Annotated in this window: 18 protein-coding genes; 6 read left to right on the forward strand and 12 right to left on the reverse strand. The window is 51.6% G+C overall.

The window, feature by feature from the left end:
* Positions 1-716: 716 nt before the first annotated feature.
* Both ED901_RS00670 and ED901_RS00675 read left to right on the forward strand, forming a co-directional pair.
* Positions 717-1,862: a porin gene (locus ED901_RS00670; RefSeq protein ID WP_056776810.1), complete on the forward strand. Its 1,146-nt coding sequence runs from the start codon at positions 717-719 to the stop codon at positions 1,860-1,862.
* A gap of 144 nt (positions 1,863-2,006) precedes the next feature.
* The gene (locus ED901_RS00675; protein WP_122094217.1) at positions 2,007-2,882 is read left to right on the forward strand and encodes an SMP-30/gluconolactonase/LRE family protein; all 876 of its coding nucleotides are present in this window, start codon (positions 2,007-2,009) and stop codon (positions 2,880-2,882) included.
* A gap of 82 nt (positions 2,883-2,964) precedes the next feature.
* Here ED901_RS00675 and ispH read toward each other — a convergent pair whose 3' ends face one another.
* The 5 genes from ispH to ribF all read right to left on the reverse strand — a co-directional run bounded on the left by ispH (position 2,965) and on the right by ribF (position 8,697).
* Positions 2,965-3,918 carry a 4-hydroxy-3-methylbut-2-enyl diphosphate reductase gene (gene ispH / locus ED901_RS00680; RefSeq protein WP_056776801.1) on the reverse strand — a complete coding sequence of 318 codons (954 nt, stop codon included), beginning with the start codon at positions 3,916-3,918 and terminating at the stop codon, positions 2,965-2,967.
* Positions 3,899-4,369, reverse strand: coding sequence for an FKBP-type peptidyl-prolyl cis-trans isomerase (gene fkpB / locus ED901_RS00685; RefSeq protein ID WP_056776797.1), 471 nt, complete (start codon positions 4,367-4,369; stop codon positions 3,899-3,901). The genes ispH and fkpB overlap by 20 nt, the downstream gene beginning before the upstream one ends.
* Before the next feature lie 5 nt (positions 4,370-4,374).
* Positions 4,375-4,881 carry a signal peptidase II gene (lspA, locus tag ED901_RS00690; RefSeq protein WP_056776793.1) on the reverse strand — a complete coding sequence of 169 codons (507 nt, stop codon included), beginning with the start codon at positions 4,879-4,881 and terminating at the stop codon, positions 4,375-4,377.
* Entirely contained in the window at positions 4,881-7,697 is a 2,817-nt protein-coding gene (ileS, locus tag ED901_RS00695; protein ID WP_122094220.1) for an isoleucine--tRNA ligase, read from the reverse strand. The genes lspA and ileS overlap by 1 nt, the downstream gene beginning before the upstream one ends.
* A gap of 61 nt (positions 7,698-7,758) precedes the next feature.
* Positions 7,759-8,697 carry a bifunctional riboflavin kinase/FAD synthetase gene (ribF, locus tag ED901_RS00700; protein WP_056776787.1) on the reverse strand — a complete coding sequence of 313 codons (939 nt, stop codon included), beginning with the start codon at positions 8,695-8,697 and terminating at the stop codon, positions 7,759-7,761.
* Positions 8,698-9,136: 439 nt separating this feature from the next.
* On the opposite strand from ribF, the gene rpsT reads away from it, so the two are divergent.
* Positions 9,137-9,400 (forward strand): 30S ribosomal protein S20, encoded by a 264-nt coding sequence (rpsT, locus tag ED901_RS00710; RefSeq protein WP_056776784.1) that lies wholly within the window; start codon positions 9,137-9,139, stop codon positions 9,398-9,400.
* A gap of 82 nt (positions 9,401-9,482) precedes the next feature.
* On the opposite strand, the gene nhaR is transcribed toward rpsT, so the two are convergent.
* The 4 genes from nhaR to dnaK all read right to left on the reverse strand — a co-directional run bounded on the left by nhaR (position 9,483) and on the right by dnaK (position 14,980).
* Positions 9,483-10,370 carry a transcriptional activator NhaR gene (gene nhaR / locus ED901_RS00715; RefSeq protein WP_056776782.1) on the reverse strand — a complete coding sequence of 296 codons (888 nt, stop codon included), beginning with the start codon at positions 10,368-10,370 and terminating at the stop codon, positions 9,483-9,485.
* A gap of 62 nt (positions 10,371-10,432) precedes the next feature.
* Complete coding sequence (gene nhaA, locus ED901_RS00720) at positions 10,433-11,608, reverse strand: Na+/H+ antiporter NhaA (protein ID WP_122094222.1); 1,176 nt, start codon at positions 11,606-11,608, stop codon at positions 10,433-10,435.
* Between the two features lie 233 nt (positions 11,609-11,841).
* Complete coding sequence (gene dnaJ / locus ED901_RS00725; protein WP_056776775.1) at positions 11,842-12,978, reverse strand: molecular chaperone DnaJ; 1,137 nt, start codon at positions 12,976-12,978, stop codon at positions 11,842-11,844.
* Between the two features lie 100 nt (positions 12,979-13,078).
* Positions 13,079-14,980, reverse strand: coding sequence for a molecular chaperone DnaK (dnaK, locus tag ED901_RS00730; protein WP_056776772.1), 1,902 nt, complete (start codon positions 14,978-14,980; stop codon positions 13,079-13,081).
* A 332-nt stretch (positions 14,981-15,312) separates the two neighbouring features.
* On the opposite strand from dnaK, the gene satP reads away from it, so the two are divergent.
* The gene (satP, locus tag ED901_RS00735) at positions 15,313-15,912 is read left to right on the forward strand and encodes an acetate uptake transporter (protein WP_122094224.1); all 600 of its coding nucleotides are present in this window, start codon (positions 15,313-15,315) and stop codon (positions 15,910-15,912) included.
* Positions 15,913-16,038: 126 nt separating this feature from the next.
* Here the strand turns inward: satP and ED901_RS00740 are convergent, their stop codons facing one another.
* From ED901_RS00740 to tal, 3 genes are all read right to left on the reverse strand, one after another.
* Positions 16,039-17,361 carry an MFS transporter gene (locus tag ED901_RS00740; RefSeq protein WP_122094226.1) on the reverse strand — a complete coding sequence of 441 codons (1,323 nt, stop codon included), beginning with the start codon at positions 17,359-17,361 and terminating at the stop codon, positions 16,039-16,041.
* Between the two features lie 141 nt (positions 17,362-17,502).
* The gene (mog, locus tag ED901_RS00745) at positions 17,503-18,090 is read right to left on the reverse strand and encodes a molybdopterin adenylyltransferase (protein WP_056776763.1); all 588 of its coding nucleotides are present in this window, start codon (positions 18,088-18,090) and stop codon (positions 17,503-17,505) included.
* Positions 18,091-18,216: 126 nt separating this feature from the next.
* Positions 18,217-19,170 (reverse strand): transaldolase, encoded by a 954-nt coding sequence (gene tal, locus ED901_RS00750; protein WP_056777212.1) that lies wholly within the window; start codon positions 19,168-19,170, stop codon positions 18,217-18,219.
* Positions 19,171-19,443: 273 nt separating this feature from the next.
* Here tal and ED901_RS00755 point away from each other — a divergent pair, with 273 nt between their 5' ends.
* Complete coding sequence (locus tag ED901_RS00755) at positions 19,444-20,871, forward strand: sodium:alanine symporter family protein (protein WP_122094228.1); 1,428 nt, start codon at positions 19,444-19,446, stop codon at positions 20,869-20,871.
* Positions 20,872-20,983: 112 nt separating this feature from the next.
* Positions 20,984-21,757: a peroxide stress protein YaaA gene (yaaA, locus tag ED901_RS00760; protein ID WP_056776757.1), complete on the forward strand. Its 774-nt coding sequence runs from the start codon at positions 20,984-20,986 to the stop codon at positions 21,755-21,757.
* The last annotated feature ends 38 nt before the right edge of the window (positions 21,758-21,795 follow it).

Here is a 21,795-nt window from a genome sequence, read left to right on the forward strand (position 1 = left end):
AAACAAAAAAAACGCTCAAACTCAATAGTGACATCATTAATTCAATACTATTTTTTAAATCAATAATCATGCATATATAATAATTATAAAAATATATAAAACATTAATAAGTGGGATATCTTATTGATAGACACACATCACACTATCGATAATTTAATTTATCCTCCTTGATTATTTAATTTATCTCTGACCGGTATTGGATTATTTATTCTTGTGTTCAAACCAAATAGCAACATACCGTTCTTGCCTTTTAAGCACATTCTTCATAATACGCATTACGATATTGTCACACTAAGTCATTATATCATTAGCATCCTAATTCCATTTGTACCCCACAGGATCTTGCCCCTCCGGATGATCTCCTTGTTATCACCCGGGGAGCGGGATCCCCCTCAACGCGGCCATACCCTCCTCCGTATCCAAGCAGTTTGCAGATAATTTCCTCAAAACCGCCATTTCTTAGATCTAAAACATCAATATTTTATAATATGGCACGAAATAATATTGATAAAACCAATGAATATGATAATAAATAGCCAGCTAATCTTAACCGCCGAAAGTTGATTTTTGAGCGGTTAAAATGAAAGCAGCCTGAAAGTATGAGGCGCGTCTTCACCCTTACCAGCCTGTCATAAGTAAGGGGAAAAACTATAAAACACACAAGGCCGGTTTCTCTGTTGGTTTTTTCAAAACAGAGTACTGGCTCAGGGACTTACATGAACTTCAAACTAAACAAAGTCACGCAAGTGGCGACCGCAGGCCTGTTATTCGGCTTAGCCTCTTTTGCTTCACACGCAGAAATCACACTGATCAAACAAGATCCCCAGCCTAACGATCCGCTCAGCCGCCTGAATTTCCAGGTTGGCGGCAGTATTCGTCCACAATTCCAGTTCCAGAACGGCGTGAAAAACTACAAAACCAACGGTTTTGATGGCGGCACACGTTTCCGTTTTTCTGCTGATTATTATCTGTTTGATGACATCAGCTGGATTAACTACTACGAGCTGGGCGTGAACATTCCTGCCCTGACCGGCTGGGATAATCACCACGCAGATGGCGCGCATAACACCAGCCGTCGTATGCTTTACACCGGTCTGAAAAGCAAAACCTACGGTCAGTTGACCTTTGGTCAGCAAAACAGCGTTTACTATGATGTGGTCGGTGCGAAAACCGATATCTGGGATTACGATATGCTCGCCCAGGCACCGGGTAATGGTGTTAACGGCGATTACGATGGTTCATACCGTTCCCGTAAAATGCTGAAATATAAAAATACATTCGGCGATGCCGATGTTTACGCTTCTTACCTGTTTGAAGACAGCGAACTGCTGACCGGCAAAAATGGCCTGCGTTACAAACGTAACGGCGGCGGTTCTGTCGGTGTGGATTACCACATCACCAAAGACCTGACCTGGGGTACTGCGTACAACTACACCGACGCAGAAATGAGAAATCCGGGCGATAACACGTCTAAAGACTATAACCAGAGTATTGTTGGTACAGCGCTGAGCTGGAAACCCGGTAACTGGACGGCATCCTTCGGCGGCGGTTATTACCACGACTTCCTGACCACTGGCGTGAAAACTGAAGATAGCTTCTTTGCAGGCGACGCTTACGGTCTGGAATACTTCCTGGGTTATGCCTTCCCGATCAATCAGATGGCTGTCAAAACCATTCAGCCTTACTTCATGGGTGACCGTCTGACCTATGTCACAGGCCGTAATTATCAGCGTATTGATAACGGTCTGGGTGTTTCCTTCCAGCTCGATTACGGCTTCCGTGTTGATTACGAACACGTGTTCACGTCCTCTACCGATAACCTCGGTGATATGAACCTGATCCGTCTGAGATACGATTTCTAAGCATTTAAGCACTCATTTGCGGGCCGGCTTTACGTCTTAATGACGTGCCGGCCCTTTATTTTTACACCTTTTCTACTACCCACTACACGCAAAGCAGGACTAGACTGAATGCTGCCACAGCATATCCCTCAGGAGAGCTTTACGATGTCAGCATTATTCCGGTCCGACGTGACCGCCGTTGGCGATTATCGAGCCGAATTGGGTGAAACCCCCGTCTGGTGCCAGCGCACTCAATCGTTGTTATGGGTCGATATTCTTGCTCAACGTGTGTTGCGCTACTGGCCTGAAACCAAAAAAACTGAAATCCACGATCTGCCGAGCATCACCAGTGCCGTCCTGCTGACGGAGAAACGTAATCTGTTTTTACTGGTTTCGATCGACGGCATTCATCTCTACGATTACGATCTGAAAAGCCGTCAGACAATCTGCGATTATTTCGGTGCAGAAGGTACACGCCCGAATGAAGCCGCAATCGCGCCGGATGGTTCTCTGTGGTTTGGCACTCTGGACCTCAAAGAAGAAAAGAATAACGGGGCCTGGTATCGCTATGAAGCAGGAGCCGATGCGCCAGAAATGATGCTCGATAACGTCGGGATCACTAATACGCTGGTCTGGTATGAAGGCAAGGTCTGGTTCGCTGATACCCGAAAAAACCGCTTCTATTCTGCTAATGCACGCCGTATCAATCCGCAAAAAATCTCCTGCTTCTCTTCCGGCGATAAATCTCCCGACGGTTCCGCACTGGCTCAAAATGGCTGGATGATCACCGCCTGCTGGGGGTCACATTGCTTGTTACGCCAGCAAATCAATCAGGGTGAATTGCTGACTCTGGACACCGCCCCTGTCCCGGTGACACAACCGAGTTGCTGTACGTTTGGCGGGCCGGACATGACTGAGCTTTACATCACTTCTGCGCGCAAAACCCTTGAAGCACCCCATGCGCTGGAAGGGGCATTGTTGCACGTTCAAACCTCAACCGTTGGCGCACCGCAGAATCTGTTCAAACTGCAAAAGCCTTAAGCAGCGCTGATACAGACGCAGAAAATAAAAAACCGGCCACGATTGAGCCGGTTTTTTTTATTGTTGCAGGGACCTGTGAAAATCAGTCGATCTGTTTTACATCAACACGCAGTTCTTTTGGCACTTCGAAAACAATATTTTCTTCGCGCCCTTCGATGTTAATCACATCCAGACCACCAAACGTTTTAAGTTTGTTGATCACATCCTGCACCAGGATATCCGGTGCTGATGCGCCTGCTGTCACACCAATGCTTTTCGCGTCTTTCAGCCAGCTTTCCTGAATATCTGCCGCAGAATCGATCAGATAGGACGGCACGCCAACGCGCTGCGCCAGTTCAGCCAGACGGTTGGAGTTGGATGAATTTTTCGACCCCACCACTAGCACCACATCCGCGCCATCGGCCAGCGTTCGCACGGCTTCCTGACGGTTAGTCGTTGCGTAGCAAATATCGTCTTTACGCGGCCCGATGATTTTCGGAAAGCGATCGCGCAGGGCATCGATGATCGCCGAAGTGTCATCCACAGAAAGCGTAGTTTGCGTCATAAAGCACAGGTTGGTTTCGTCTTTTACCTGCAATTTGTACACATCTTCCGGCGCTTCAACCAGGTACATGCCCCCTTTCGGATTGCTGTACTGGCCCATGGTGCCTTCCACTTCAGGATGACCGGCGTGACCAATCAGTATCGCTTCTGTCCCTTTACGGCTGGCGCGTGCCACTTCCATATGCACTTTGGTCACCAGCGGACAGGTCGCGTCAAACAGCATGGTCAGGTCACGGGCTTTTGCTTGTGCACGCACCGCCTGCGAAACGCCGTGGGCGGAGAAAATCAGGATCGAACCGTCGGGCACTTCACTGATTTGCTCGATAAAAATCGCGCCACGCTGACGCAGGCTGTCGACCACGTAGCGGTTGTGCACCACTTCATGACGGACATAAATCGGTGCGCCATATAATTCCAGCGCACGTTCCACAATGCTGATGGCACGATCAACGCCCGCACAAAATCCGCGCGGGTTAGCCAGCAATATCTGCATGTTTCTCCTCCAGTTGCGGGTCGATTTCCAGCACTTCGATATCGAAATCAATGTACTGTCCCGCCAGCGGATGGTTGAAATCAACAGTGATTGAATCTTCTGTCACTTCGCGCACCACACCCGGCATTTCGTTACCGTCACGACCACTGAACAGCATGATGGTGCCGACATCCGGCACCCCTGTTTCCTGGAAGTCACGGCGCGAGAAGAACTGAACCAAATCCGGGCTTTTCGTGCCGAATGCAGATTCAGGTGACAGGGTAAACGCATGTTTATCCCCGACACTCAGCCCTGAAAGCTGATTCTCCAGCGCGTCAGACAAACTGCCGTCGCCGAGGCGAAACAGCGCAGGTTTCCCGTTGGCGCGGGTAGATTCTGCCGTCGAGCCGTCTTCCAGCTTTAACGTAAAATGCACCAGTACGGCGCTGTCGTGTTTCACCTGTTGAGACATGCTTCTTATCCTTTGCTCTTCGTCGCTTCGTTGGGTTTCGCGAGGAAACCTTCCAGCACGACCAGCACCGCACCGACGCAGATAAAGCTGTCGGCCAGGTTGAAGATCGGGTAATGCCAGTCATTCACGTAGAAATCAATAAAGTCGATCACGAAACCGTGCACCATGCGGTCAAACATGTTGCCCAGCGCGCCACCAATAATCATCGCAAACGCAATGTTATTCATGCGCTGTTTCGCGCTGCTGCGATACATCAGTACCAGCAGGACGACCACAATCACCAACGCGATGGCAGTAAAGAACCAGCGCTGCCAGCCGCCTTTATCCGCGAGGAAACTGAACGCTGCACCCGGATTATGGGCGTAGGTCAGGTTAAAGAACGGGATCAGCGGCAGAGATTCACCGAGCTGGAAATGCCCCATGACCATAAACTTACTGCCGAGATCGACGATAACGACGAGAACCGCCAGCCACAGCCAGCGGAGTCCGGTAGAACTGAGAGGTTTACTCATTATGCAAACTTACGCTCTTCGCCGTCGCCGGCAATGTTAGTAACACAACGGCCGCAGATGTCGCTGTGTTCCGCGTTCTGCCCAATATCGGTAGTGAAATGCCAGCAGCGCGGGCATTTATCGCCTTCGGCTTTTGCCAGGCCGATCTTCAGGCCTTTAAGCAATTCGCTGGCCTGAGCGGAATCGTCGGCTTCTGACAGCGCAGCGACTTTCGCACCGGAGGTCAGCAAGACGAAACGCAGTTCATTGCCCAGTGAACGCAGGTCAGTGGCCAGCGCGTCGTCTGCGTACAAGGTGACAGCAGCTTCCAGAGAACCACCAAGACGTTTATCTGCACGAGCCTGTTCGATCACTTTGTTCACTTCGCCACGAACTTTCAGCAACTCATCCCAGAACGCATCGTTCATGGATTCGTTACCGATCAGGCCAAACAGACCGTCGTACCACTCTTCGGTGAAGACGAACTTCTCACGTTTACCTGGCAATTCAGCCCAGATCTCGTCTGCAGTGAAGGACATGATCGGTGCCATCCAGCGAACCAGTGCTTCACAGATATGATAAAGCGCGGTCTGGCAGCTGCGGCGGGCAACGCTGTCGCTTTTCGCGGTGTACTGACGATCTTTAATGATATCGAGGTAGAAGGAACCCATTTCGATCGAGCAGAACTGCATCAGACGTTGTACAACGCCATGGAAATCATAGGCTTCATATGCAGCAATGATCTCTTCCTGAGCGGCTTTCGCGCGGCCAACGGCCCAGCGATCCAGTACGACCATTTCTTCCGGAGCCACGCTGTGCAACGCAGGATCGAAACCGTTAAGGTTCGCCAGCAGGAAGCGCGCGGTGTTACGGATACGGCGGTAAGAATCAGCAGCACGTTTGAGGATTTCATCGGACACGGCGATTTCGCCAGTGTAATCCGTAGACGCAACCCACAGACGCAGAATGTCGCCACCCAGCTTATTCATCACGTCCTGAGGCGCAATGGTGTTGCCGATGGATTTAGACATTTTACGGCCCTGACCATCGACGGTGAAGCCGTGAGTCAGCACTTGCTTGTAAGGCGCTTTGCCTTTCATCGCCGTGGAAATCATCAGTGAAGACATGAACCAGCCGCGATGCTGGTCAGAACCTTCCAGATACAGATCAGGCTCGTGACCGTTGAACTCAGGACGCACATCCACAACGGAAGAGTGTGTGGAACCGGAGTCAAACCAGACGTCCAGCGTATCCGGCACCTTCACGTAATCAGCAGCGTCAGCACCCAGAATGTCTTCCGGGTTCAAATCCCACCACGCCTGAATGCCGTCCACTTCAACACGTTTCGCGACTTCTTCCATCAGCTCAAGGCTGCGCGGATGCAGTTGTTCGGTGTCTTTATGAACGAACAGAGACATCGGGACGCCCCACGTACGCTGACGGGAAATACACCAGTCAGGACGGTTAGCGACCATATTTTCGATGCGCGCCTGGCCCCAGTCAGGGATCCACTGCACGCCTTTGATCTCTTCCAGAGACTGCTGACGCAGGCCTTTCTGATCCATGCTGATGAACCATTGTGGCGTAGCGCGGAAGATGATCGGTGTTTTGTGACGCCAGCAGCACGGATAGCTGTGCGTGATTTTCTCAACGTGCAGCAATGCGCCTTTTTCACGCAGCAGCTCAACAATCAGATCGTTGGCTTTAAAGACGAATTTACCGTCCAGCGTCGGGTATGTGCCAGGCAGGTAGCAACCGTTCGGCCCCACCGGGTTTGCCACTTCCAGACCGTATTTCTGGCCGATAACAAAGTCATCCGGGCCATGGCCAGGTGCAGTGTGCACGGCGCCGGTACCGGCATCGAGGGTCACGTGATCACCGAGGATCGCCGGAACGTCGAAACCAAGGAACGGATGTTTGAAGCGCAGCAATTCGAGATCGGCACCTTTGCACTCGCCCAGTACGGTCCATTGTGCAACGCCTGCGCGTTTCATGACGCTTTCAACCAGATCGGTTGCCAGGATCACGCACTGCCCGTCAATCTGCACCAGCTGATAGGAGAATTCAGCGTTCAGTGAAATCGCACGGTTTGCTGGCATGGTCCACGGCGTGGTGGTCCAGATAACCAGTGAAATCGGGCCGTTAAAGGACGTCGCGCCGAATTTTGCCGCCACCGCAGCCGCATCGGTTGCATTGAACATCACATCAATAGAAGGGGAGCTTTTGTCGTAATACTCCACTTCGGCTTCAGCCAGTGATGAACCACAATCTGTACACCAGTGAACCGGCTTAGCCCCTTTGTGCAGGTGGCCGTTACCGATGATTTTGCCCAGCGCACGGATAATGTTGGCTTCAGTGTTGAAGTCCATGGTCAGGTACGGATGATCCCAGTCGCCCAGCACGCCCAGACGGATGAAGTCTTTCTTCTGACCTTCAACCTGTTCTGCAGCATATTTACGGCACGCCTGACGGAATTCCGCGGCGGTCACTTTCTCGCCCGGCTTACCGATCAGTTGTTCGACTTTCAGCTCGATTGGCAGACCATGACAGTCCCAGCCCGGTACATAAGGCGCATCGAAGCCCGCCAGCCCTTTGGACTTAACGATCATGTCTTTAAGAATTTTGTTGACTGAGTGACCAATATGAATGCTGCCGTTCGCATACGGAGGGCCGTCATGCAAAATAAAGGTTTTCTTGCCTTTCTTGGCAGCACGAATAATCCCGTACAGATCCTGGTCATACCAATTTTTCAGCATGTCAGGTTCACGCTTGGCCAGATCGCCACGCATCGGGAACCCTGTTTCCGGCAAATTCAGGGTGTTCTTGTAGTCACTCATAGATTCTCGGTTCCGTTTTCGGCTGGATTCCAGGCTTTGTTACACGCCTGTCAGTACAAGTTTAGCGTGGTGTCTTTAACCCGAAGAATTCCCGGGCCGTCACCTCATCGTTCGCAATTTGTTGCTTTAAAGCATCAAGCGAGGAGAAACGCTGTTCATTGCGCAATTTTGCGCGAAGCACCACGTCAATGTGGCGCCCGTATAAATCTAATGTGGTGTCGAGCAGGTGAACTTCCAACTGCTTGCGCACGCCACCGACCGTCGGACGAATACCAATATTGGCGACGCCCGGCAAAGGTTCCGGGCCCAGGCCAAGAACTTCGACGGCATACACGCCGCGAACCGGTGAAACTACGCGTTTTAACGGCACGTTAGCCGTCGGGAAGCCAATCGTGCGGCCCAATTTGTCACCGTGGACGACGCGACCTGAAATACTGAACGGATGGCCCAGTAAATTTTCGGCCAGTGCTAAGTCATCGTCACGCAGCGCATCGCGGATTGCCGTGCTGCTGATACGGTTACCGCCTTCGCGGAACGTCTGGGTACTGATCACTTCAAAGCCATACTCTTTTCCGGCTTTCTGCAACAGTTCAAAATCGCCCAAACGACTGGCACCAAAGCGGAAGTCATCCCCAACGGTCAGGAATTTAACGCCCAGCTTTTCGACCAACAGCTGTGAGACAAACGCCTGTGCCATGTGCGCAGCGAACCGAGGCTCAAAGTGCACACATAAAAGATAATCCACGCCGCACTCAGCCAGATATTTGGCTTTGTCACGCAGGCTGGTTAAACGAGCAGGCGCTTTATCTCCTGCAAACAGTTCCAGCGGCTGTGGTTCAAATATCATGACCATCACCGGCAGCCCCAGACGTTGACCTTCCAGCTTTAGCTGTTCAATCAGGGCCTGATGACCACGGTGTACACCATCAAAATTGCCAATAGTCAGCACACATCCATGATGGCGTGCTCGAATATTGTGTATTCCGCGAATTAGCTCCATAGCTGGCTCAAATCCAATGCTGACTCATAAAGATGGAAATCGGCGGATTATACCTTGTACAGCCCCCAAGGTTAACCAGCGATTAGCAGGATCACACCATTCTCTCTTGCATACCGCAGATATTGCGGTTCAAATGAGTGTGTGGCGACGAAAATCTTTCTTTTCGTGCAGGGAATGCGTGACTTTTCGCATAAACAAAGCGTTAATGGCCGCCGTGGGCAGTTTGTACACTCTCCTGTCGATTTTTCTCGCGAAAGACTGTATTCCGATGCCGGAAGCTGTTAAAATCCTGCGCCATCACAACGTAACAAGCGACGATTGAAGTTCACACTTTAAAACGACGCTTATTTGCACAAATCCGTTGACAACAGAAGACCGAAAAGGCATATTCCTCGGCCTTTGAATTGTTCATCAATAGAAAAATATTTGGGAGTTGGCCTTGGCTAATATCAAATCAGCTAAGAAACGCGCCGTACAGTCAGAAAAACGTCGTAAGCATAACGCGAGCCGCCGTTCAATGATGCGTACCTTTATCAAGAAGGTATACACGGCTATTGCAGCAGGCGATAAAGCTGCTGCACAAAATGCATTTAACGAAATGCAACCAATTGTGGATCGTCAGTCTTGTAAAGGCCTGATCCACAAGAACAAAGCAGCGCGTCATAAGTCAAACCTGACTGCGCAAATCAACGCAATGCAATAATTGCATTACGCTGATATGCTTGATAAAAAAACCGGCTAACGCCGGTTTTTTTATACCTGAATGTTGAGTTTTGCCTGAACTGTTACTCAAACAGTGTTGAAAAATCCGTGTGGCAAATCCTTTGCACCGACGGATGCTGGATCATACGTTCGGCAAAAATCACGTAGTACTCTTCCAGAATCCCCTCGACACGTCCCACCTCAACAATGTTCTCATCCTGAAACTCAGTCGAAGAGTAAATCGCTGGGGCAACAAATATCGCGTCATTGTTCATGCCGAAAGCTTTCATCAGGGCAGCATCGTCAAACTCCCCCAAAATATTCACTTTCAAACCCTGCGTGTTAAACCAGTTGAGCAGCTTGCGCCCCAGCATTGAGCGACGTCCCGGGATCAGCAGAGAACGTTGCTCCAGGCAGGCAGGGAAATCAAAACCCGCAGGTGGATTGCAGCAATAGAAACTGATTGGACTTTCTCCCAGCTTGACTGAAAACAACCCTTCCTGCTGCGTCGAATCCACCGGACAGTCCGACAGGATCATATCCAGCTTATGCAGGCTCAGTTGTTCCAGCAGCATTTCGTGGGTGGATTCAAAGCAGCGCAGATGAATTTGCGCGTTAGCCGGTACGGCGGCTTCCAGCACGCGACTGACCAGCCGTTTCGACAGCGCATCCGCTACCCCAACGTCAAACAGCAAACTCGACTCTTTGCGATAATTCACGATATCCAGCATTTCCTGGCTCAGCGTGAACATTTTATCAGCGTAGCGATAAACCAGTTGTCCCAGCTCAGACGGCACCAGACCGCGCCCCTGACGTTTAAAAAGCTTGCCGCCTAAACGTTCCTCAAGGGATTTTATCTGCCCGGTAATGGTCTGCGGCGTCAGATACAGGGCCTCTGCGGCTCCGACGACAGAACCTGATTTACAGACGTGCCAAAAATAATACAAATGGTTGTAGTTAATATGAGGCATGTTTTATCCGTTCCTGAAAAATAAAAGCGCAACGCGCCCTGAAACGCGCTGCACCTTCATCATTATTTGAGGGCTTTCTTTGGCAAAGAGCGGCTTAACAGTAAGTAACCTAATACCGCCGAAGCCACAGACCCCATCAGGATGCCCATTTTCGCGTAGGTCAGCAGTGCCGGGTCACGTGTAGCGAAGGCCAGTGAGCCGATAAAAATCGACATGGTGAAACCGATACCGCACAACACAGACACAGCAGCAATCTGGCTAAACGTAATTCCCGACGGCAAACGGGTTACGCCCAACTTCAGGGCGACACCGCTGAAAAGGATGATACCCAACGGCTTACCGAGCAGTAATCCGGCAGCGATGCCCAAAGGCAACAGGGAAAAAGCACCGGATACCGATACGCCCTGCAATGAGATCCCCGCATTGGCAAAAGCAAAGACAGGCAAAATAAACCAGGCGACATAAGGATGAATGCCATGCTCAAGGCGACGCGCCGGTGATGGTTTATTCTCTTTGGTGTTCAGCGGGATCAGGAACCCGAGGATCACTCCTGCCAGGGTGGCGTGTACGCCAGACTTCAGTACGCATACCCAGAACACGGCGCCCACAACGAGGTAAGGCGTCAGTCTGGTCACTCCCCGCCAGTTCATGAATGCCAACACCCCGATGCAAACCGCGGACAGCCCCAGCGCCAGCACAGAGACATCATGGCTGTAAAACAGTGCAATGATGACGATCGCACCGAGGTCATCAATGATTGCCAGTGCCAGTAAAAATACTTTCAGCCCTGTCGGTACACGTGAACCCAGCAGCGCCATCACCCCAAGCGCAAAAGCAATATCGGTGGCTGCAGGAATGGCCCATCCCTGACGAGCGATCTCATCACTACCGTTAAACAGTAAGTAGATCAGCGCAGGCACAATCATCCCGCCCAGGGCGGCAATTGCCGGGAATAACGCCTGCTCACGATTTGCCAGCGCGCCCTCGCACAGCTCACGCTTCACTTCCAGCCCGATCATCAGGAAAAATACCGCCATCAGGCCGTCATTGATCCAGAGCAAAAGAGGTTTGTCGATCAGCAGTTCTGAAAAACGTAGCGTAACGGGAATATCCAGAAATGCCTGATAAGCCCCCTGCCACGGGCTGTTTGCCATGATCAATGCCACGATAGCCGCGACGATCAGCACCACGCCTCCGGCGGCTTCCATCCGTAAAAACTGACGAATAATATTCGACATTCTGACTCTCCTGTAGAAAAACCGTGGCGCAAAAGGGATTGCCACAATGGAATGACCGAATTGTACGCAAAGACTCACTTCGTAAAAATTCGATTATTTCTGCAGTATAACTCGGTTTTTACGAATCATTGGATTTCAGGCTTTTGCCTGTTTTGAACCATAAAAAAATCCCCGGAGCGTCAACCGCTGCCGGGGATTTTGTCTGGCTTTCCGTCGCTGTAATCAGCGCGGGATTAGCGGGTCAGATCATCGAAGAACTTTTTCACGCCGTCCAGGAAGCTTTTAGAGCGCGGGCTGTTTTTCTCGCCCGAGACGCCACCAAAGCTTTCTTCCAGATCACGCAGCAACTGCTTCTGTTTGTCGCTCAGGCTGACCGGCGTTTCAACAACAACGCGGCACATTAAATCGCCCTGAGCACCGCCACGCACGGATTTCACACCGCGTCCGCGCATACGGAACATCTTGCCCGTTTGCGTTTCAGCAGGAATCTTCAGGCTCACGCGGCCATCGAGCGTTGGGACTTCGATTTCGCCACCCAGTGCAGCCATAGCGAAGTTGATGGGCACTTCGCAGTACAGGTTGTTGCCTTCACGCTCAAAGATTTTGTGCGCTTTAACCTGAACCTGAACGTACAGATCGCCTGATGGTGCACCATGCTCGCCCGCTTCGCCTTCGCCTTCAAGACGGATACGGTCGCCGGTGTCTACACCCGCAGGGATTTTCACGGACAAGGTTTTCGAACGCTCTACGCGACCATGACCGTGACATTTGCTGCAAGGATCTTTGATGACCTTACCGCGCCCCTGACAGGTCGGACACGCCTGCTGCACGGTGAAGAAGCCCTGACGCATCTGAACCTGACCCGCACCATGGCAGGTTGGACAGGTGGCCGGAGAGCTGCCCGCTTTCGCGCCGCTGCCGTGGCAGACGTCACATTCATCCAGCGTAGGAATGCGGATTTCTTTGGTGACACCACGAACGGCCTCTTCCAGAGTCAGATCCATGTTGTAACGCAGGTCTGATCCCCGGCTTGCACGCTGACGGCGACCGCCGCCAAAGATGTCGCCAAAGACGTCACCAAAGATGTCGCTGAAATCTGCACCGCCGCCACCGCCGTAGCCACCACCACCGCCCATGCCACCTTGTTCAAAGGCTGCATGACCGTACTGGTCATAGGCCGCACGCTTTTGCGCATCGGTCAGAATTTCATACGCTTCTTTAATTTCTTTAAATTTAGTTTCAGAGGCTTTATCGCCCTGATTGCGGTCAGGGTGATGCTTCATCGCCAGGCGCTTGTAGGCCTTTTTGATTTCACGCTCATCCGCTGTTTTGGATACGCCTAAAATCTCATAAAAATCTTGCTTCGCCATGCTTTAACCTACCCTCAACATGCGTGCACGGGCGCAGAGTTTCCTCGACGCCCGTGCTGGTTTTCAGTAATGAACTCTTACTGTGCCCGCTTAAGGGCGATTATTTCTTGTCTTTGACTTCTTCGAATTCAGCGTCAACAACGTCATCATCTTTCTGAGCGCTGTTATCGCCGCCTTCAGCCTGACCCTGCTGCTGAGCCATTTCCATCAGCTTACCGGAAACCTGTACCAGCGCCTGGATTTTCGCTTCGATGTCAGCCTTGTCTTCACCTTTAGCAGAAACTTCCAGTGCTTGCAGGGCTTCTTCAACGGCGGTTTTGTCTTCCGCTGGCAGTTTATCGCCGGCTTCTTCCAATTGCTTACGGGTACCGTGGATCAGGTGATCCGCCTGATTGCGGGTCTGGACCAGTTCTTCGAACTTACGGTCAGACTCAGCATTCGCTTCGGCATCATTGACCATTTTCTGGATTTCTTCTTCCGTCAGACCAGAAGATGCCTTGATGGTGATCTTCTGCTCACGGCCGGTAGTCTTGTCTTTCGCAGACACGTGCAGGATACCGTCGGCGTCAAGGTCGAAGGTCACTTCGATCTGTGCCTGACCGCGCGGCGCTGCCTGAATACCGTCCAGGTTGAATTGACCCAGAGATTTGTTATCGCTTGAACGTTTACGCTCACCCTGCAACACATGGATGGTCACTGCAGACTGGTTGTCTTCCGCAGTAGAGAACACCTGGCTGTGTTTTGTCGGGATGGTGGTGTTTTTGGTGATAAGCGGCGTCATTACGCTGCCCATGGTTTCGATACCCAGTGACAACGGAGTAACGTCCAGCAGCAGAACGTCTTTCACATCACCGGCCAACACACCGCCCTGAACCGCTGCACCGATAGCAACAGCTTCGTCCGGGTTCACGTCTTTACGTGGTTCTTTACCAAAGAATTCAGCCACTTTCTTCTGAACCATTGGCATACGCGTCTGACCACCGACCAGGATCACGTCCTGAATGTCAGACACTGACAGACCTGCGTCTTTCAGCGCGACTTTCAGCGGATCGATACAACGGTTGACCAGGTCTTCAACCAAAGATTCCAGTTTTGCACGGGTCACTTTGATGTTCATGTGCTTAGGACCGGTCGCATCTGCTGTGATGTACGGCAGATTCACGTCAGTTTGCTGAGCAGAAGACAGTTCAATCTTCGCTTTCTCAGCTGCTTCTTTCAGACGTTGCATCGCCAGCGGATCATTACGCAGATCCATACCTTGTTCTTTCTTGAACTCTTCAACCAGGTAGTTGATCAGACGGCTGTCGAAGTCTTCACCACCGAGGTGAGTGTCACCGTTGGTTGCCAGAACTTCGAAGGTTTTTTCGCCATCTACTTCATCAATTTCGATGATGGAAATATCGAAAGTACCACCACCCAGGTCGTATACCGCGATAGTGCGGTTACCGACTTCGCGATCCAGGCCATAAGCCAGTGCCGCTGCGGTAGGTTCGTTGATAATACGTTTTACTTCCAGACCTGCGATACGGCCAGCATCTTTGGTTGCCTGACGCTGTGCATCGTTGAAGTATGCAGGTACGGTGATAACAGCTTCAGTAACGGGTTCACCCAGATAATCTTCAGCGGTTTTCTTCATTTTCTTCAGCACTTCAGCAGAGATCTGCGGAGGTGCAATTTTCTGGCCTTTGATGTCGATCCAGGCGTCACCGTTGTCGGAGCCTACGATCTGGTAAGGCATGATGCCTTTGTCACGCTGAACTTCTTCATCCTGGAAGCGACGGCCAATCAGGCGCTTAATCGCAAACAGGGTGTTCTGTGGGTTAGTCACAGCCTGACGTTTAGCCGGAGAACCTACCAGAGTCTCGCCATCTGCCGCATAAGCGATGATGGAAGGAGTGGTGCGGTCGCCTTCAGCATTCTCCAGCACACGTGCAGTAGTGCCATCCATAATAGCTACACAAGAGTTGGTAGTACCCAGGTCGATCCCAATAATTTTACCCATTTAAACGTCTCCACTTAAAATTCATATTCGATCATGTTGTTACTGTATATGCGGGCAATATTTTCGATTTCAATAGTTCGATTTCAACTGCCCGATATCGCGGCTTTCCCGACGGTAACAACTGCGGTTGGGAATAAGATGGGGCCATGCAGCGCAGCATCAAGGGGACAAGTGAAAAAAAATCTTCGATTGCTGTTACGCCAGATCAATGTTTGCCCGCCGCCACCTCTTTATGATGCCGCGCGCTTCTGAAGATATGTGGGGTTTTTACCCATTTCGCAAGCGGATATCCCCCAGTTATCTATTCGTAATATTTCTTATTCAGAGGATCTATGCAGAGCAAAAAGTTGGCAAATCCAGGCCCGCTCGGGTTAATGGGCTTCGGTATGACCACTATCTTGTTGAATTTACACAATGCAGGCTTCTTCCCGCTGACGGCGGTGATCGTGAGCATGGGTATTTTCTATGGCGGTCTGATTCAGATTCTGGCCGGCATGATGGAATTCAAAAAGGGAAACACCTTTGGCACGACGGCGTTCACCTCTTACGGCGCATTCTGGCTGAGCCTGGTGGGCATTCTGATGCTGCCACGTATGGGCATGGCTGATGCCAGCAGTGAAAGTTTCCTCGGCGCGTATCTTGGCCTGTGGGGCGTTTTCACCTTATTCATGTTTTTCGGCACCCTGAAAGCCAACCGTGGTTTGCAGGTTGTTTTCGCAAGCCTGACGATTTTGTTCGCATTGTTGTGTTTCGGCAACATGACGGGCAACACCGCCGTACTGCACTTTGCCGGTTTCGAAGGCATTTTCTGCGGCGCCAGCGCAATCTATCTGGCCATGGCTGAAGTACTCAACGAACAATACGGTCGTACCATTTTGCCGATTGGCGAACCTCACGGTCACGCACTGAATGCGGTAACCGCCGGGGCATAATTCCCCTCTGCACGATCTAGAAAGGCCTCGCTTGTGCGGGGCCTTTGGCTTTTATAGTACCGGTGTAGTACCGATGTAATATCGATATAGGACCGATGTTTTTACCGTCGAAAGACCCGGTTGCCATTAACGCCCGGATGTCACCCGCTGATCATAACTGGCAGGTGTCTTGTCCTCACTGTTGAGATCACGGGTTAAATAGATGCCTGTCAGCAAGCCAATCGCCGATAACGCCAGAACGTAATACGCCGGTGCCATCGGCGTCACGCGCATAATCAACGTGACAAATATCGGTGTAAGCCCGCCAAAAATGGCGTAAGCCACATTGTACGAGAATGAAATACCGGTAAAACGGACTTCAGCCGGGAATGCGCGAACCAGCACATAAGGCACCGCGCCAACGATCCCGACGCTGAACCCTACCAGCGCGTACATGCCCATGAGCATCGACGGGTCTGCGGCCACAGAATGGTAGAAGGACCAGCTGCAGATGCCAAGGAACAGGCTGCCCACGATAAAGGTTTTGCTGGCACCAAAGCGGTCAACAATCCAGCCCGCCGCGATACACCCAAACGTCAAAGCGATGGTCGCCAGACTGTTCGCCTGTAACGCCTGCGCAGCCGGAATGCCGTATTGCTTTTGCAGCCAGGTTGGCGTCATCAGAATGATCACCACAATGCCCGCCGACAAAAGCCAGGTCATCAGCATCGATACCACGATCTCTTTTTTATGATTCACTACCACGGATTTCAGCGGCAGATCTTCTGCCAGTGTTTTCTGCGCCTTCATCTCAAGGAAGATCGGCGTCTCCTGCAACCAGCGACGCAGATACATAGCAAACAGGCCGAAAATACCGCCGAGGAAGAACGGAATTCGCCAGCCAAAGTCGCTGATCGCCGCAGGCGTCATTGCGCTGTTAAGCAGGGTTGCCACCAGAGAACCTAACAGGATCCCCGCCGTCAGCCCGGCGGTCAGCGTCCCGCAGGCAAAACCAATACGGTTACGCGGAACGTGTTCTGCCACAAAGACCCAGGCACCCGGCACTTCTCCGCCAATCGCCGCGCCCTGCAGAACACGCATCAACAACAGCAATAACGGTGCAGCGATGCCGATTGAGGCATAGGTTGGCAGCATCCCCATGGCCAGAGTTGGCAGCGCCATCAGTAAAATGCTCAGGCTGAACATGCGCTTGCGGCCCACTAAATCGCCGAAGTGCGCCATGATAATGCCGCCCAGCGGACGTGCCAGATAACCGGCGGCGAAAATGCCAAAGGTCTGAACCTGACGCAGCCAGTCGGGCATATCTGCAGGGAAGAAAAGATCGCCGATTACCGCAGCGAAAAAGACGAAAATGATGAAGTCGTAGAATTCGAGGGCGCCGCCCAGCGCAGCCAGGGACAGCGTTTTGAAATCCTGCCGGTTCAGCCGGCGCGATTGTGCGTGTTGCATAAGAGTCCGTGTGACACCAGAGTGTGAAGGGGAAAAAGGTTTTGCCGCCTCATGTAAAGTAATCATTACTATAGCGGCAAATAATTTTCACACCAGTGAGCCTGAATCTTACGTCAGCATATTTTCATAAAGTGATGGTATTCAGTTTTTTGTATCGCGACGGGCACTTTTCGGGCGAAAAGCTGCTACAACCGCCTCGTGCGTTTCCACATAAGGGCCATCAAGCAACTGGATGCAGTAAGGTACGCTGGCAAAAATGCCGGACACAATCACCTTCCCTTCTGCATCTTTCAGCCCTTCCAGCGTTTCCTGAATCGATTTTGGCTGGCCGGGTAAATTGAGGATCAGCGCCTGTTTGCGGATCACGCCCACCTGGCGCGATAAAATCGCCGTCGGCACAAAGTGCAGACTGATCTGACGCATCTGCTCACCAAATCCCGGCATCTCACGGTCTGCCACGGCCAGCGTAGCGTCTGGCGTAACGTCGCGACGCGCCGGGCCGGTTCCGCCGGTGGTCAGCACCAGATGACAACCGCATTCATCCACCAGCTCACTGATCGCCTGTTCAATCAACGGCTGCTCATCGGGGATTAATCTTTTTTCCAGCGTATAGGTCGTGATCAGCGCTTTTTCCAGCCACGCTTCCAGTGCCGGAATGCCTTTATCCTGATAAATACCGCCCGACGCGCGATCTGATACCGATACCAGACCAATTCGTAATTTATCCATGCTATTTCTCCACAGCATTTTTCTTCATTGTCACAGGCTTCAGTATATCGGTAACCGGCCGAGGGTTTTATCGCAGGCATAAAAAAAGCGGCTGATTAGCCGCTTTTTGCTGAAACTGAGTGCTGATTACAGCAGGTCAGAAATCATTTTTTCCAGTTTACCCTGGTCGATTGCAAACTTACGGATGCCGTCAGCCAGTTTGTCGATCGCCATTGGATCCTGGTTGTGGTCCCAGTAGAACTGAGCTTCAGTCAGTGGCGCAGGACGTGGTTTGGTTTCACCGGAGAAGGACAGTTTGCGCTCCAGCGGGCCTTCGCTTTCTGCCAGCTCTTTCAGCAGTGCAGGTGCGATGGTCAGACGGTCACAGCCAGCCAGTTCGATGATTTCGCCGATGTTACGGAAGCTTGCGCCCATCACGACAGTCTCGTAGCCGTGCTGTTTGTAGTATTCGTAGATTTCGGTCACAGACACAACGCCCGGATCTTCATTCGGCGCGAACTCTTTTTTGTCGCCATTGGCTTTGTACCAGTCGAGGATACGGCCAACGAATGGAGAAATCAGGAAGACGCCCGCTTCTGCACAAGCACGAGCCTGAGCGAAGGAGAACAGCAGCGTCAGGTTACAGTTGATGCCTTCTTTTTCCAGTTTCTCTGCAGCGCGGATGCCCTGCCAGGTAGACGCCAGTTTGATCAGGATACGGTCGTTAGTGATACCCGCATCGTTATACAGTTTGATCAGACGTTTAGCTTTAGCCACGCTCGCGTCAGTGTCGTAAGACAGACGAGCATCAACTTCAGTTGAAATGCGGCCAGGGACCAGTTTCAGAATTTCCAGACCGATGTTTACTGCCAGTTTGTCAGCGGCATCAGTAATCTGCTGATCGTGATCGCTGCTCTGGTCACGTGCCCAGGCGATTGCTTCGTCGATCAGTTTACGGTATTCAGGAATTTGCGCAGCGCTGAGGATCAGTGACGGGTTGGTGGTCGCATCCTGCGGCTGGTACAACTTCATTGCCGCGATATCTCCGGTGTCAGCAACAACCTGAGTCATTTGGCGTAGGGAAGTCAGTTTATCGGTCATTTTGGCATATCTCATCGTTTGGACGTTTTCGTATAGGCATTTTCATGCCTTGCCTTTGGCTGATGATAACATGCAAAAAGCCAGGCGCAAGGCGCTTATCGCGGCATGCTCGGCTACGAACATCATGGATTTTCCCACCTTCCAAAACACACAAAATCAGCCAAAATGAATATATTCCCCGTCACGTAAAAAAGGTATGTTAGCCCTCCCGCAGCGAGGCGTACGCACGGAGTGGATAAAAATGATGAAAGGTAAATCAAACAAGGATAAGTCATGAATGAGTTACTGGAATTTTTCGATACAGTTCTCTGGAGTTCGATCCTGATTTATCTGTTGTTAGGCACCGGTATTTATCTCAGCTTCCGCCTCGGCTTTATTCAGTTCCGCCGCTTTCGCCATCTCTTTTCCCGCGCATCGTTCAAACGTCATCCCGACGCCCGGGGCTTGTCCGTATGGAGCGTATTTTGCCTGAGCATGTCCTCAAGAATGGGGACGGGGAATCTGACCGGCGTGGCGATTGCGCTGACGCTGGGCGGGCCCGGTGCCATATTCTGGATGTGGGTGATTGCGGTATTCAGTATGGCCACCGGGATGATAGAAAATACGCTGGCGCAAATTTATAAGAGCCCCGGCAACAAAGGTCGTTTCCGTGGCGGCCCCGCGGATTACATGGAGAAAGGTCTGGGTATGCGCTGGATGGGCATCCTGTTTTCCATTTTGATCGTCATTTCCTGCGGATTCATTTTTATCGCCTTGCAGGCCAATGCTATCGCACAGGCCTCCTCCCGGTTTTTAGACACGCCCGCGCTGACCACCTCCTTCGTACTGGCCGCACTGACGGCCATACTGATTTTTGGCGGCATAAGCGCGATAACGCGGCTGGCGAACAAACTCATGCCCTTCATCGCCCTCGGCTATTTGCTGCTGGCTGTCTGGGTCATTGGTCATCATGTGGAAAAACTGCCGCAGGTTCTGGCGCTGGTGTTCAAAAGCGCCTTTGGTTTGCAGGAAGCGGCTTCCGGCGCGCTGGCGTATGGTATGACACAGGCCATCACGCAGGGCATGCAGCGCGGTGTGTTCGCCAGCGAAGCGGGTGTTGGATCCTCGCCTAACGCCGCCGCAATGGCTTCGGTAAGTCATCCGGCGGCGCTGGGTTTTAATCAGATGCTGGCCGTATTTATCGATACGGTAGTGATTTGTACCGCGACGGCGTTGATCATTCTGACCTCCGGTGCGCTCGCAAATCCCGGTGCACCGTCCGGAATTGCCCTGCTCCATCAGGCCATTTCTCCTGCGATACCGGGCTGGAGCAATGTCGTGCTGGCGGCACTGGTGTTTACGTTTGCTTTCACCTCCATCTGCGGAAATTACGCCTATGCGGAAAATAATCTCGGCTTTGTGCGCAGCGAAAGGGGCGGGAAATTACTGGCTTTTCGTTTACTGGTGATTGCGATGGTATTCGGCGGCTGCCTGATGGAATTACAGGTCTTGTGGAAACTGGCGGATATCTTCATGGCTCTGATGGCCCTTCTCAATCTGACCGCTCTCCTGTTGCTGTCAGGCATTGCCGTCAAGGTCGTGAAAGACTATGAACGTCAGCAGCGCATGGGGAAAATCCCCGTGTTTAATCCGAACCATTTTCCTGAACTGCGCGGCCAGCTTGAGCCGGGTATCTGGGATAAAAATCCGCATCAAAACTGATTTTTCCTATCGCTGTTATTTTCACCAGCGCGCTATTTCACTGACTTTTTTGCTACAGTAGTGCAACGAAAAATTCCTGAATCTGAACCGTCACTGACCAAACGGACGCACTATGCTGACCATTATTTCTCCTGCTAAAACGCTCGATTACGAAAGCCCGCTTGCGACAACGCGCTACACCCAGCCTGAACTGCTGGATAAATCCAGTGAGCTGATCACCGTGGCGCGTAAAATGTCCCCTGCGCAGATATCTTCCCTGATGGGGATCAGCGACAAACTGGCCCATCTGAACGCGGAAAGGTTCAACGACTGGCAGCCAGATTTCACGCCGAAGAATGCGCGTCAGGCGCTGCTTGCCTTCAAAGGGGACGTGTATACCGGCTTACAGGCAGAAGATTTCAGCGAGAAAGACTTCGATTTTGCCCAGAAACATCTGCGTATGTTGTCCGGTTTGTATGGCCTGCTGCGTCCGCTGGATTTGATGATGCCCTACCGTCTGGAAATGGGTATCCGCCTGGAAAATCCGCAGGGCACGAATCTTTACGCTTTCTGGGGCGATTTACTGACTGAGAAACTGAACCTGTTGCTCAGCGAACAGAAAAGCAAAGTGCTGGTGAACCTGGCCTCCGACGAATATTTCAAAGCGGTGAAACCTAAACTTCTGGATGGCGAGATCATCAAGCCCGTCTTCCTCGATGAAAAAAATGGCAAATACAAAGTCATCAGCTTCTACGCCAAAAAAGCCCGCGGTCTGATGAGCCGGTTTATCATCAAAGAGCGTCTGGATAAGCCGAAACAGCTTCAGGATTTCAATCTGGAAGGTTACGCATTTGATGAATCACGTTCACAGGGCAATGAGCTGGTATTTACCCGCCCTGAACGCTGATTTCCCTGAATGACAGACATAAAAAAGCCCTCCTGAAG

This window comes from Rahnella sp. Larv3_ips (genome assembly GCF_003697865.1).
Classification (GTDB): Bacteria; Pseudomonadota; Gammaproteobacteria; order Enterobacterales; family Enterobacteriaceae; genus Rahnella; species Rahnella rivi.